This is a genomic window from Actinacidiphila sp. bgisy160, assembly GCF_057707815.1.
The window spans coordinates 1-12,238 of sequence record NZ_JBYIQW010000033.1 but is presented as its reverse complement, the minus strand read 5'-3'; the positions used below and the strand labels follow the sequence as shown (position 1 = coordinate 12,238).

Here is a 12,238-nt window from a genome sequence, read left to right as displayed (position 1 = left end):
TGCTGCCGGGACATCGGGGGCGCGGCCCCGGGCGGCGGTTGACCGAGGCCGGCCACTTCCTCGGAGCACCGCCTTCCGGGCCCGGACCCGGTCACACGTCCACGAAGGCGCTGCCCGACACCTCGACGCGCGCGGTCCCTGCGGAGGCGTCGGCGAGCCAGGTCCGGAATGCGGCCAGTTCCTCCTCCGGCACGCCCAGCTCGATACGCACGTCCACCGCGCCGTAGGTGACCCCGCGCACGGCGCGCCCGGCGGCGCGCAGGTCGTTCTGGATGCGCCCGGCCCGCTGGTGGTCGGCGACGACGGTGACCAGGGCGAGCTTCTGCCGTTCGATCGTGCCGAGGTCGTCGAGCGCCGCCGAGACCGCGCCCCCGTAGGCGCGGACCAGGCCGCCCGCGCCGAGCTGGATGCCACCGTAGTAGCGGGTGACGACGGCGACGACGTCGCGGACCTCACGGCGCAGCAGCACCTGCAGCATGGGGGTGCCGGCGGTGCCGCCCGGCTCCCCGTCGTCGCTCGCCTTGTGGATCCGGCCCTCGGCGCCGATCACGTACGCGAAGCAGTTGTGCGTCGCCCCGGCGTGCTCCTTGCGGACGCGGGCGATGAACTCCTGCGCCGCGTCCTCACTGGAGACCGGCGCCAGGGCGCACAGGAACCGCGAGCGCTTGATCTCGCTCTCGTGGACGTGCTCGCGCCCGATCGTCAGATACCGCTCCACCACCCCGCCACCCTACGGGAACAGTCAGGTGCGTCCTCTGGTTGACTGCTGCGGACCGGATCGAGGGAGGACGACGTGCACGAGGACGACGCGGCGGTGCGGGAGATCCTGACCGGCCTCGGGAACACGTGGGCGGTGGTGGGGCTGTCCAACAACGCCTCGCGGGCGGCGTACGGCGTCGCCGCGGTGCTGCAGCGCTACGGCAAGCGCGTGGTGCCGGTGCACCCGAAGGCCGAGACCGTGCACGGCGAGCAGGGCTACGCCTCACTGGCCGACATCCCGTTCCCGGTCGACGTGGTGGACGTCTTCGTCAACTCCGGCCTGGCCGGCGCCGTCGCGGAAGAGGCCGTCGCGATCGGCGCGAAGGCCGTCTGGTACCAGCTCGGCGTGATCGACGGGGCCGCGTACGAGCGCACCCGGGACGCGGGGCTGCTGATGGTCATGGACCGCTGCCCCGCGATCGAGATCCCCCGGCTCGGATAACCGGCGTCAGCCGCCGGGCTTCTCGGCCTCCTCCAGCTCCGCCGGCCGCCGCAGTGCCGGACCGAGGGCGCGGCGGCAGGTGCCGAGCCCCTTTCAGGGGCCGCCGTCCTTGTCGAGTCGGTCCGGGAGGGTCCGCGCGGTCCAGCGGCGGGGGCCGAGGGCGGGGTCGTCCGGTTCGGCCCAGTGCAGGGGTGTGGCGACCGTGCCTGGGGGGCGGGCGCCTGCCGGGGCGGGCATGCGGATGCGCCGTCAATCCGCTGTGTACGGCCTGATCACCTGTTGTAGCGTGCGCACATGCCCGGTTTCGTACGTCCTGCCCGACCCGATGACGCCGCCGAGCTGGTACGGCTGCGGCGGCTGATCTTCCTGGCCATGAGCGGCCGGGACGAACCCGGCCCCTGGGAGGCCGCCGCCGAGGAGCGGGCCCGCGAGCAGCTCGCCGGGGGCGGTGGGCGGTTGCTGGGGGCGTTCGTGGTGGACGGCGATCCCGCGGTCGCGGACGGGCCGCACCTGGCGGCGTGCGCGGTGGGCCTGGTCGAGGAGCGGCTGCCCGCGCCAGGGCACCCGGCGGGCCGGTTCGGTTTCGTCTTCAACGTCTGCACCGACACCCGCCACCGCGGCCTGGGGTACGCGCGGGCGACGACGGAGGCGCTGCTCGCGTGGTTCGCGGAGCAGGGCGTGACCCGGGTCGATCTGCACGCCACCCCGGAGGCCGAACCCCTGTACCGCAGCCTCGGTTTCGCGGAGCACTCGATCCCGCTGTCGCTGGACCTGTCGCGGCGGCCGGCCGGCGGAGAGCGGGTCAGCGGAGGGGCGGCTCCGCGATGAGCGCCGTGGCGACCCTGTGGAAGCCGAGCCGGGCGTAGATCCTGGCGACGTCCTCGTCGCCGGCCGAGAGGAACACCGTGGTCAGCCCGCGTTCGCGGGCGTCGGCGACGAGGGCGCCGGTGACCGCGAGGGCCAGCCCGCGGCGGCGGGCGCTGGGCAGGGTGCCGACGCCGACGATCTCGCAGACCTCGCCCACGGGGTTGTACTGGCCCGCGCACAGCGCGGTGCCGCCCTCGACAGCCGCCGCGTGCACGGTGAGGCCGGCCCGGACGCGGGCCTCCGCGGTCGCCACGAGGCCCGGGGCGGCGTGCAGCGGGAGCGCCGCGGACAGTTCCGCCCGCCCGGCGGTGCCGATGCCCGTGCCGGGCTGCGCGAAGGCCAGGTGGGGGACGGTGAGCGCGGTGGGCAGCGCCGGATCGCCGGGCGCGAGCAGTCGTACGCTGACGTCCGCGGGGAGTTCCGGCAGCAACGGGGGCGGGGCGAGCGGATCGAGCACCATCAGCGGGTGCTCGTGCACATCGAGGCCGGACGCCAGCGCCGCCTCGCGCAGTGAGGGCGTGGTCTCCGCGACCCACTCGAAGCACTCGGGGACGCCCAACTCGCGCTGGCGGGCCCGGACCCGGTCCACGTCGGCCCTGGCCACGGGGCCGTCCGTACCAAGCGCCGGGCGGGCGTAGAAAGGCCAGCCGACGCCCTCACGCACGAAGAGGGTGAGCGGTCCGTGCTCCTCGGCGCGGGCGCCCGCGCGGGGCACGGCGTCGTAGTAGCGCTCCAGGCGGTCCAGCAGCTCCGTCACGCGGGGAGTCCCAGCCCTTCCAGCAGCTCCACACCGGGCAGCGACGCCAGCGCCTTGCCGGGCACGAGCAGCTTGCCGCGCCGGCGGCCGCTTCCGATGATCACGTACGGGGTGTCCGCGACCGACGCGTCCACCAGCAGCGGCCAGGCGGCGGGCAGCCCGATCGGGGTGATGCCGCCGTACTCCATGCCGCTCTCGCCCACGGCGGTGTCCATCGGCGCGAACGAGGCCTTGCGGACGCCGAGGTGACGCCGCACGAGGCCGTTGACGTCGGCCCGCGTGGTGGCGAGGACGACGCAGGCGGCGAGCGTGACCTCCGCGCCGCGCTTGCCCGCGACGACCACGCAGTTCGCGGACTGCTCCAGGCCGACCCCGTACGTCTCGGCGAAGACCGCGGTGTCGGCCTTCTCGGGGTCGGTGTCGACCAGCAGCAGCTCCTCGACGGGCACCTGCCCGCTCCAGGCGCTCAGTGCGGCGGCGACGGGGGCCGGCAGCAGGTCCTGCCGCTTCACGGCGGGGTGGACGTCGGTGAAGGTGCCGATGGGTGCGCGCATGTCCGGAACGCTAACAAATCCCGGGAGTTGGCGGGCGTGCCGTCTCATGGTTGGGACGGCGAGGACGGAGGCGGCCGGCGTCGTCCCCGCCGTCCCGCTGCCACGCCGCGGGCGCCGTGCGGCCCGCGGACCCGGCGCGGACGGCGTCGCCACGACCGCGGTGGGGGTGGCGCAGCGGCAAGCGGTGTTCACGACCCTGACGGCGGAGGCGTCCGGCGCCGGTGACCGGGCGCTTCCCACCGCTGGTCGTCCGGCACGCCCGCGACGTCGCCGCGGGCCGCGGCCCTCGCCGTCTCTGCGCGGCGGAGCGCGCCGGGTCGCTGTGGGACGCGGGCCCCGCGGGCGTCGCGGCCAACGGTTCCCACGATCCGGCCGCGCGCCCTCGCCCCCTCGGGCAGCGGCGTTCGCGCCGCCCCGGCTCACCCACCGGTTGCCGGGTTTGCAATACCCCGTGCCGTTTCGGCAACCTGGGTGTGTGGGAGTCACGAGGAAAGAGGTGCTGGACGCCGTCGGGCCCCGGCTGCGGGAGCTGCGGCGCCGGCGCGGGATGACGCTCGCGGAGCTGGCCGGGCGGACGGGGATCAACGAGAGCACCCTGTCCCGTCTCGAGGGCGGCAGCCGCAAGCCGACGCTGGAGCTGCTGCTGACCCTGGCGGAGGTTTACGCGGTGCCGCTGGACGAACTCGTCGGCGCGCCCCGCACCGGCGATCCCCGGATCCACCTCCGGCCGGTCACCCGCGACGGGCTGACGTACGTGCCGCTGAGCAGGCCGGGCGGGATCCAGGCGCACAAGCTGCTGATCCCGCCGCTCCCGGGCACGGAGCCCGAGTTGAAGACCCACGAGGGCTTCGAGTGGGTCTACGTCCTGGCCGGCCGTCTGCTGCTGCTCCTCGGCGACCGGCGCGTGGTCCTCAAACCGGGCGAGGCCGCCGAGTTCGACACCCATGTGCCGCACTGGCTCGGCCCCGACGGCGAGCACCCCGTCGAACTGCTCGTCCTGTTCGGGCGGCAGGGCGAGCGGGCCCATCTGCGGGCCCGCACCGCCTGAGACCGGCGCGACCGGGGGTCAGGCCCCCTGCAGTGGATCCACGCCGTGCGCTCGCGTACCGAGCACGCGCCGCGTCACCTCCGCCTCCATCCGTCCGCCGAACACCTCGGCGTCGCCGGCCCCGCGCGCCCGGGCGGCCGCGCGGGCGTCGGCCGCCAGCAGGTCCATGACGACGGCCGCTGCCGCGGTCGTCCCGGCCGCGGCGGCGGCCGGAACGCCCGCCATCAGGTCGCTCACGTTCCCCGCGGCCCACACGCCGTCGACACCCGTGAAGCCGGAGGCGTCCACCGCGAGGTACTCCCCGAAGCCCGCGGGATGTTCCCGCACCGCCAGACCGAGGTCGCCGAGGAAGGACGCCCGGGCCGTGAAGCGCGGGGCGACCGCGAGCACGCGGACGGGCACCACGTGCCCGGAGTCCAGGCGCACCCCCGCCAGCCGGTCCGCGCCGTCGGTCTCCAGACCGCTCACGGCGCCCTCGACCACGCCGACACCCAGTCCGGCGAGTTGTTCCCACTGATCATGCGTCAGATCAGTGCCGGGGCCCAGGAACAGCGTCACGTCCTCGGACAACTGCCGGAACAGCAGGGCCTGGTGGAAGCTCCCGAGGACCCCGATGGCGGTGTCCCGGGCCTCCCAGCCGTGGCAGAACACGCAGTGCACCACGTCCCTGCCCCACCGCTCCGCGAGTCCCGGCAGGTCCGGCAGCTCGTCGACCAGGCCGGAGGTCACCAGCACCCGCCGGGCCGCCGCCCGCCGCCCGTCCCCGCACTCGACGACGAAGTGACCGCCGTCGCGGTGGATGCCCGTGACGCGGCCGGCCACGACGCGGCCGCCGTGGGAGGCGACCTCCTCCCGCCCCTTCCGCAGCAGTTCCAGCGGGGCGATGCCGTCGCGTCCCAGCAGTCCGTGCGCCGCGGCGGCCGGGGCGTTGCGGGGCTCGCCCGCGTCGATCACCAGTACCGACCGCCGTACCCGTGCCAGGGTCAGCGCGCCGGACAGTCCGGCCGCTCCTCCCCCGACGACCACCACGTCCCACACCCCGCCCGGCGCCCCGAGGCCGTTGTCGCTGCTGTCGCTCTTGTTCTCGTCCATGGTGGCACGATCGCCCCGGCCGCCGGCGGGGGGCAAAGTTCCATGCCGATTCGGCAAGAAGCGCCGGACGGCCGTCCGGTCAGGCCTCGGAGGTGAGCTTCTGCTCCAGCCCCGCGAGGAGTTCCGGCTCCAGCCCCGCGAGCGCGGCCAGCTGCTGGTGCGTCGCGCCGGCGGGGATCGGCCGCGGCGCCGGGGTGCGCAGCGGCGGCTCCCAGCCCCGCTCGGGCGTCCAGCGCCGGACGACCCGGGCCGGCGCGCCCGCCACCACCGAGTGGTCGGGGACCTCGCCCCGCACGATGGCCCCCGCCGCGACGACGACGTTCCGCCCGATCCGCGCCCCCGGCAGGATCACCGCGCCGGCGCCGAGCCAGCTCCCCGACCCGATCTCGACGGGCGCCGAACGCGGCCACTGCCGGCCGATCGGCTCGTGCGGGTCGTCGTAGGAGTGGTTGTCGCTCGTGACGTACACGTACGGCCCGCAGAAGACGTCGTCGCCGAACACGACCGGCCGGGAGGCGATGACGTGGCTGCCGCGGCCGAGGACGACGCCGTTGCCGAGCCGGACGACGGGGTCGGGTCCGAGGTCGAGGCCGGGCATCATCCCGGCCGTCAGGGTGACCTGTTCGCCGATGATGCAGCACTCGCCGAGGTGGATCCACCGCTCGCCGAAGATCGTCCCCTGCGGGAACGCCAGCCGGGTGCCCGCGCCGATCCGGCCGAAGCGAAGCGGGCCGGGGCGGTCGGCGGAGACGGCGCCCGCGCTCTGGACCCACCGCCAGCCCCGGTGCACCAGGCGCGAGACGGCGCGGCGGCGCCAAGCCGCCGCGGAGGAGAACAGGTTCTCGTTCTTCGGCACCCGCTCACCGTACCGAGGGGGCGGGGGCGCGGCCGGGCGATCAGATGTGATGTGCGCCGCGTTCCGCCCACGCGACGGCGACCTTGGCGGCGAGGCGGACGTTGCCGCGCACCGCGGCGAGGTTCGCCTCCAGGCTGGCCCCGCCGGTGTGCTCGACGAGGTGCCCGAGGAGGAACGGTGTGACGGCCTGCCCGGTGACGCCCTCGCGTTCGGCGGCGGCCAGTGCCTGCGCCAGCACGCGGTCGTGCAGCGCCGGGTCGAGTTGCTCGTCCTGCGGCAACGGGTTGGCGAGGATCACGGCGGAGGGCGGGCCGTCGAGGTCGTCCTGGGCGGCCATGACGCGGGCGGCCTCGTCGGGTGTGCGGACCGTCCAGTCCACGGGCTGCCCCGAGCTGCTGAGGTAGAAGCCGGGGAACTCGGTCGTCCCGTAGCCCACGACGGTGACGCCGAGGGTCTCCAGTCGCTGCAGGGTGGCGGGCACGTCGAGGATCGACTTCACACCGGCGCACACGACGGTGATCCGGGTGCCGGCGAGCAGCCGCAGGTCGGCGGACTCGTCCTGCTCCTCGGTCCAGCCGCGGTGCACACCGCCCAGTCCGCCGGTGGCGAAGACCCGCAGCCCGGCGCGGGCGGCGAGGAAGGCCGTGGCCGAGACGGTGGTGGCGCCGCTGGCGCCGGTGGCGACGGCGACGGGCAGGTCGCGGTGGCCGAGCTTGCGCATCCCCTCGTCGCCGGCGACGCGCTCCAGGCCCTTCCCGTCGAGCCCGATGCACGGCACACCGTCCAGCACCGCGATCGTCGCGGGGACGGCGCCGGCCTCGCGCACGGCGGCCTCGAGCTCCAGCGCCACCTCGTGGTTGCGGGGGCGGGGCAGACCGTGGGAGATGATCGTCGACTCCAGGGCGACGACCGGGGTACCGGTTTCCAGCGCGATGATCACTTCGTCGGAGAACTTCAGCACGCAGTACGCGCTACCCGCCACGCGATCGGCGCAATCACCGGACTACGGTGATCCCCATGACGGACAGAGCCTTGATCGCGGACGTCGCCGGACGCACGCCCCGGCTGGACCCCGCCGCATTCACCGCGCCGACCTCGGTGGTGCTGGGCGACGTGACGATGGCGGCCGGCGCGAGCGTCTGGTACCACGCGGTGCTGCGCGGCGACTGCGAGTCGATCAGCGTCGGCGCGGGGAGCAACATCCAGGACAACTCCACGGTGCACGCCGACCCCGGTTTCCCGGCGGTGATCGGCGCGGGCGTCACGGTGGGCCACAACGCGGTGCTGCACGGCTGCGTCGTCGAGGACGACGTGCTGGTGGGCATGGGCGCGACGGTCCTCAACGGCGCGCACATCGGCACCGGCTCGCTCGTCGCGGCGGGCGCGCTCGTCCCCCAGGGGATGCGGGTGCCCCCGGGCTCGCTGGTGGCGGGCGTACCGGCGAAGGTGCGCCGTGGGCTCACCTCGGAAGAGCGGGAGATGGTGCGGATCAACGCCGAGCACTACGTCGGTCTCGCCGACGCCCACCGGGCCGCCTTCGCCCGGGACTGACCGCCCCGGACCCGGCCGCTCAGTCGGTGGTGACCGCCGCCACGGCGTCCGCCTCGGGCGCGGCCTCGTGGGCCTGCGCCGCGGCCTTGGCCCGGCGGCGCACGATGAGGAAGGAGCCGAGCCCGATCAGCACGGCGGCCACCAGGCCGAGCCACGAGAAGCGCTTGAGCCACGGCTCGGCGACGATGCCCACGTAATAGATGACGGCCGTGGTGCCGCCCGCCCACACGATGCCGCCGAGGACGTTGGCGGTGAGGAACTTCCAGTACGGCATCTTCAGCACGCCCGACAGCGGGCCCGCGAAGATCCGCAGCAGCGCCACGAAGCGCCCGAAGAACACCGCCCACATGCCCCAGCGCGTGAACGACGCCTCGGCGGTCGCGATGTGCGCCGGTGAGAAGTGCTTGGGGAAGCGCCGCCCCAGGCGGTCCAGCAGCGGCCGCCCGCCGCGGCGGCCGATGGCATAGCCGATCGAGTCGCCCACGATCGCCCCGGCCGAGGCGCAGACGCCCACCACCCACGGGTCCACGTGCCCCTGGGAGGCCAGCAGGGCGGAGCTGACGAGGATGATCTCGCCCGGCAGCGGGATGCCCAGGCTCTCCAGGCCGATCACGAGGCCCACCAGCAGGTAGACGCTGACCGGCGGGATCGTGCCGAGCCACTCCTGGACGTGCAAGGCCGCTTCCTCCCCCTCGGGCGGTCGGATGTCGGTCGGCGCGCACACGCGCGCACGTCGTTGCAGCGTAGCCGACCGGGCGCACCCCCCGTGCCGCCCGCGTCGGCCACCGCGCCGGGCACCGGGATGCGGGAGGGTCCACGTGGCTGAGGTCACAGCCGTTGCCGAGCCCGTGCGCGCGAGGCAGGAGCCGGCGGGGTCGGCGGCGAACTGTTGCTCCGCGGCCACGGGTTCCGGCCCTTGGTCGCGCCGTGCCCCAACTGCCGTGCCCTGCAGACCCGCGGCCGCGAGGAGTCGCGTGCGCTCCTCGCGGCGGGGGCGTCGGCGCGGCACGCCCGCTGGACGGACCGATCCCCGACGTCTCGGACATGGCCGGATGTTACCAGCAAGTAATCAACGCTTCCGTGGAACCGCGACCGCTCAGCCCCTAGTGTTTCGAGCCATGTGGCCAGGACAGCAGCAGCCGGGGGGACGGCAGGATCCGCAGCAGCCCCCGCAGAACCAGCCCCAGTGGGGGCACCAGCAGCAGCCCTCCCCGCACCAGCCGCAGCAGCACCCCGCCTACCAGCAGCCACCGCAGATGTGGGGGCCGCCGCCGGGGCCTGGGGTGCCGAAGCCGCCCGGCGGGCGGCGGGGCGCGGCGATCGCGGTGTCGGTGGTGGCCGCCGTGGCGGTGGTCGCCGCCGGTGTGCTGGCCGCCGTGAAGCTCAACGGCGGCGAAGAGAGCCCGCAGGCGGGGCCGTCCGTCAGCGCCTCGCCGGCCGCCTCCGAGAGCGCCCCGGACTCCACCGCCCCCCCGCCCTCGGCGACGTCGGGCGAGGAGGGCCCGGGCCCGGACGACGCCCGTGGCAACCCCGGCGAGGACACCGTCGAACCGGTCGTCCCCGGCTGGCAGACCGTCGTGCGCAGTGACATGGGCGTCGCCTACGACGTCCCCAAGGACTGGACGGTCAAGCCGCAGGGCCTGCTCATCGGCTACGAGTGGGACAACAACCGCGTCGTCACCGGTGGCGCGGCCGTCCTCGACGAGAAGTGGTGCGGCACCGACGAGCGCGGCCTCGCGGGCGTGAAGGGCGGCAAGGGCGCCAAGAGCCTGAAGACCGAGGCCGCCAACGAGTCCTACAACTGGGCGTACGGCAAGTACAAGAAGGAGGGCGGCACCAAACTCACCGAGACCGCTCCCCGTGCCTACACCAACGCCCAGGGCGTGCGGGGCTGGGTCGCCTCGACGCGCGCGACCGGCATGAAGGGCAAGTGCGCGGCCGACGGCACCTCGTACAGCTTCACCTTCCTCGGCAGGGACAAGGAGGTCCGGTCCTGGCTGATGATCGTGGACAGCGGCTACGCGGGCGCGCTCGACGCCGGAACGGTGGCGAAGGTCCGCGACAGCGTCCGGCTGGTCGGCTGAGGTCGCAGCCCACCCCGCCGCCGGCCCGGAAACCGGTTTGCCAAAGACCGGCCCGGCGACGATAGTCCCCTGGTGATACGCGACGTCTCCCACCGGCCGCGCTTCCCGGACTGGGCCGGCCGCAACTTCCGGCTCCTGGCCGCCTCCGCCTTCGTGACCGGGCTCGGTGCCTCCGGCGCCGTCGTCGCGTCGGCGTTCGCGGTCCTGCAGGCCGGTGGCGGCGGTACGGAGATCGGCCTGGTCGCCGCCGCGCGCACGGTGCCGCTGGTCGTCTTCCTGCTCATCGGCGGCGCGGTCGCGGACCGCCTGCCGCGGCACCGGGTCATGGTCGCGGCCAACTGCCTCAACACGGTCTCGCAGGGCCTGTTCGCGGTCCTGGTCCTGACCGGCCGGGCCGAGATCTGGCACATGGCGGTGCTCTCCGCGCTGGGCGGCACCGGGCAGGCCTTCTTCGCCCCCGCCAACGAGGGCATGCTGCTGTCGACCGTCGACACGGCCCACGCGAGCCGCGCCTTCGCGGTGTTCCGGCTCGGTGTCAACGGGGCGAACGTCGGCGGTGCCGCGCTCGCCGGGGCGCTGGTCGCCCTCGCGGGACCGGGCTGGGTGCTGGCGGTGGACGCGACGTGCTTCGCGGTGGCGGCGGGACTGCGCGCGCTGCTGCGGGTGTCCCCGGCGGCGCTGCGCGACCGCGCGGAGCGGCGCGGCGGCGGTCTGCTGGGCGATCTGCGCGAGGGCTGGCGGGAGTTCGTCTCGCGGCGCTGGCTGTGGGGCATCGTGGTGCAGTTCTCGGTCGTCAACGCCGTGATCACGGCCGCCGACGCCGTGTACGGGCCGCTCGTCGCCCGGGAGCACCTCGGCGGCGCCGGGCCGTGGGGCGCGGCCCTGGCCGCGTTCGGCGTCGGGAACCTGCTGGGCGGCCTGCTGATGCTCCGCTGGCGGCCGCGCCGCATCCTGCTCGCCGGGGTGCTCTGCGTCTTCCCGTTCTCGCTGCCCGCCGCCGCGCTGGCCCTGGCGCTCCCGGTGCCGCTGCTGGCCTGCGCGATGCTGGTCGCGGGCCTGTCGATCGAGGTGTTCGGCGTGGCCTGGATGATGGCGCTGCACCAGGAGATCCCCGAGGACAAGCTCTCCCGTGTGGCGGCCTACGACTGGTTCGGCTCGGTCTCCATGATGCCCATCGGCACGGCCCTGGCGGGCCCGGCCGCCGACGCCCTCGGCCTGTACGGGGCGTTGTGGGGTTGCGCGGGACTGACGGTGCTGCTCACGGGAGCGGTGCTCACCCTGCCCGAGGTGCGGCGGCTGCGGCGCGTCGACGACCCCGAGGCCGGACGGACGGTCGCCCGGGGCGGTCAGCCGACGCCGAAGGAACCGTCGGGCGGGATCGGCGAGGGCACCGCGTCCTTGTCGTAGACCGGCCGTGCCCCCCGGCCGAACACCTCCAGCGCGTCGCCGTCCACCACCCGGGCCGGGAAGACGTCGGAAGCGGTGCGCCGCGCGATCCGGTCCACCGGCAGCGGGGCGCGGCTCGCGGCCAGCACGGTGTTGCCGAAGCGGCGGCCCCGCAGCACCCCGGGCTCGGCGATCAGGCACACCTCGCCGAACAGTTCGCGCAGGCCCGCGATCTGCGGCCGCAGGAAGCCGAAGGGCGCCGAGTCGGCGAGGTTCGCCAGGTACAGCCCGCCGTGGCGCAGCACCCGGGCCGCCTCGGTGAGGAACTCGTACGAGGTCAGGTGCGCCGGCACCCGTGAACCGCCGAAGACGTCCGCCACGACGACGTCCGCCGAGGCGTCCGGGGCGCCCTCGAGCCAGGCACGGGCGTCGTCCGTCGTGATCGCCACGCCGTCGCCGCACGGACCGAGCGGGAGCCGGGTGGCGACCAGCGCGGCGAGCGCCCGGTCGGCCTCCACGACCCTCTGCCGCGAGCCGGGCCGGGTCGCGGCGGTGTAGCGGGGCAGCGTCAGGGCGCCGCCGCCCAGGTGCACCACGTCGAGCGGCGTGCCCTCGGGCGCGGCCTCGTCCAGCACGTGGGCGAGGCGCCGCGCGTACTCGAACTCCAGGTAGGTGGGGTCGTCGAGGTCCACGTACGACTGCGGGGCCCCCTCGACGGTGAGCAGCCAGCCGGCCGGCCGGTCCACGTCCGGCAGGAGCCTGGCCGCGCCGAAGTCCACGTCCTGGGTAACGGGTATGCGTTCGTCGTCCTGCACACGGCAATTCTCCCAGCACGCGCGGGG

The 12,238-nt window shown here is 75.0% G+C and carries 15 protein-coding genes; 6 read left to right on the top strand and 9 right to left on the bottom strand.

From position 1 onward, the window contains the following. Nucleotides 1–91 precede the first annotated feature (91 nt). Nucleotides 92–721, bottom strand: a complete 630-nt coding sequence (locus AC3EUJ_RS23955; RefSeq protein ID WP_431964600.1) for a YigZ family protein — start codon at nucleotides 719–721, stop codon at nucleotides 92–94. A 72-nt stretch (nucleotides 722–793) separates the two neighbouring features. On the opposite strand from AC3EUJ_RS23955, the gene AC3EUJ_RS23950 reads away from it, so the two are divergent. After that, nucleotides 794–1,201, top strand: a complete 408-nt coding sequence (locus tag AC3EUJ_RS23950) for a CoA-binding protein (protein ID WP_431964598.1) — start codon at nucleotides 794–796, stop codon at nucleotides 1,199–1,201. A gap of 93 nt (nucleotides 1,202–1,294) precedes the next feature. Here the strand turns inward: AC3EUJ_RS23950 and AC3EUJ_RS23945 are convergent, their stop codons facing one another. Continuing rightward, on the bottom strand, nucleotides 1,295–1,438 hold the full coding sequence (locus tag AC3EUJ_RS23945; RefSeq protein WP_431964596.1) for a hypothetical protein: 144 nt from the start codon (nucleotides 1,436–1,438) through the stop codon (nucleotides 1,295–1,297). Nucleotides 1,439–1,495: 57 nt separating this feature from the next. Between AC3EUJ_RS23945 and AC3EUJ_RS23940 the strand changes: the two genes are divergently transcribed. Then, nucleotides 1,496–2,029 (top strand): GNAT family N-acetyltransferase, encoded by a 534-nt coding sequence (locus tag AC3EUJ_RS23940; RefSeq protein WP_431964594.1) that lies wholly within the window; start codon nucleotides 1,496–1,498, stop codon nucleotides 2,027–2,029. On the opposite strand, the gene AC3EUJ_RS23935 is transcribed toward AC3EUJ_RS23940, so the two are convergent. Together AC3EUJ_RS23935 and AC3EUJ_RS23930 are read right to left on the bottom strand one after the other, a co-directional pair. Further along, a complete protein-coding gene (locus tag AC3EUJ_RS23935) occupies nucleotides 2,004–2,825 on the bottom strand; it encodes a GNAT family N-acetyltransferase (protein WP_431964592.1) in 822 nt (273 codons plus the stop codon). The genes AC3EUJ_RS23940 and AC3EUJ_RS23935 overlap by 26 nt on opposite strands. Beyond that, on the bottom strand, nucleotides 2,822–3,379 hold the full coding sequence (locus AC3EUJ_RS23930) for a YbaK/EbsC family protein (RefSeq protein ID WP_431964590.1): 558 nt from the start codon (nucleotides 3,377–3,379) through the stop codon (nucleotides 2,822–2,824). Before AC3EUJ_RS23930 ends, AC3EUJ_RS23935 begins: the two co-directional genes overlap by 4 nt. Nucleotides 3,380–3,926: 547 nt before the next feature. Here AC3EUJ_RS23930 and AC3EUJ_RS23925 point away from each other — a divergent pair. Continuing rightward, the gene (locus AC3EUJ_RS23925; protein ID WP_431964738.1) at nucleotides 3,927–4,427 is read left to right on the top strand and encodes a helix-turn-helix domain-containing protein; all 501 of its coding nucleotides are present in this window, start codon (nucleotides 3,927–3,929) and stop codon (nucleotides 4,425–4,427) included. Between the two features lie 18 nt (nucleotides 4,428–4,445). Here the strand turns inward: AC3EUJ_RS23925 and AC3EUJ_RS23920 are convergent, their stop codons facing one another. From AC3EUJ_RS23920 to AC3EUJ_RS23910, 3 genes are all read right to left on the bottom strand, one after another. Continuing rightward, on the bottom strand, nucleotides 4,446–5,519 hold the full coding sequence (locus AC3EUJ_RS23920) for an NAD(P)/FAD-dependent oxidoreductase (protein WP_431964588.1): 1,074 nt from the start codon (nucleotides 5,517–5,519) through the stop codon (nucleotides 4,446–4,448). Nucleotides 5,520–5,598: 79 nt separating this feature from the next. Continuing rightward, the gene (locus AC3EUJ_RS23915; protein ID WP_431964586.1) at nucleotides 5,599–6,375 is read right to left on the bottom strand and encodes an acyltransferase; all 777 of its coding nucleotides are present in this window, start codon (nucleotides 6,373–6,375) and stop codon (nucleotides 5,599–5,601) included. Between the two features lie 40 nt (nucleotides 6,376–6,415). Then, the gene (locus AC3EUJ_RS23910) at nucleotides 6,416–7,336 is read right to left on the bottom strand and encodes a pseudouridine-5'-phosphate glycosidase (protein WP_431964584.1); all 921 of its coding nucleotides are present in this window, start codon (nucleotides 7,334–7,336) and stop codon (nucleotides 6,416–6,418) included. 56 nt (nucleotides 7,337–7,392) lie between these two features. Between AC3EUJ_RS23910 and AC3EUJ_RS23905 the strand changes: the two genes are divergently transcribed. Continuing rightward, on the top strand, nucleotides 7,393–7,926 hold the full coding sequence (locus AC3EUJ_RS23905) for a gamma carbonic anhydrase family protein (RefSeq protein ID WP_431964582.1): 534 nt from the start codon (nucleotides 7,393–7,395) through the stop codon (nucleotides 7,924–7,926). Between the two features lie 19 nt (nucleotides 7,927–7,945). Here AC3EUJ_RS23905 and AC3EUJ_RS23900 read toward each other — a convergent pair whose 3' ends face one another. Beyond that, on the bottom strand, nucleotides 7,946–8,602 hold the full coding sequence (locus AC3EUJ_RS23900) for a DedA family protein (RefSeq protein ID WP_431964580.1): 657 nt from the start codon (nucleotides 8,600–8,602) through the stop codon (nucleotides 7,946–7,948). Between the two features lie 442 nt (nucleotides 8,603–9,044). Between AC3EUJ_RS23900 and AC3EUJ_RS23895 the strand changes: the two genes are divergently transcribed. Both AC3EUJ_RS23895 and AC3EUJ_RS23890 read left to right on the top strand, forming a co-directional pair. Further along, a complete protein-coding gene (locus AC3EUJ_RS23895) occupies nucleotides 9,045–10,010 on the top strand; it encodes a DUF8017 domain-containing protein (protein ID WP_431964578.1) in 966 nt (321 codons plus the stop codon). A gap of 72 nt (nucleotides 10,011–10,082) precedes the next feature. Then, on the top strand, nucleotides 10,083–11,417 hold the full coding sequence (locus AC3EUJ_RS23890; protein WP_431964576.1) for an MFS transporter: 1,335 nt from the start codon (nucleotides 10,083–10,085) through the stop codon (nucleotides 11,415–11,417). Here the strand turns inward: AC3EUJ_RS23890 and AC3EUJ_RS23885 are convergent. Continuing rightward, nucleotides 11,357–12,211 carry a spermidine synthase gene (locus tag AC3EUJ_RS23885; RefSeq protein WP_431964574.1) on the bottom strand — a complete coding sequence of 285 codons (855 nt, stop codon included), beginning with the start codon at nucleotides 12,209–12,211 and terminating at the stop codon, nucleotides 11,357–11,359. The genes AC3EUJ_RS23890 and AC3EUJ_RS23885 overlap by 61 nt on opposite strands. Between the last annotated feature and the right edge of the window lie 27 nt (nucleotides 12,212–12,238).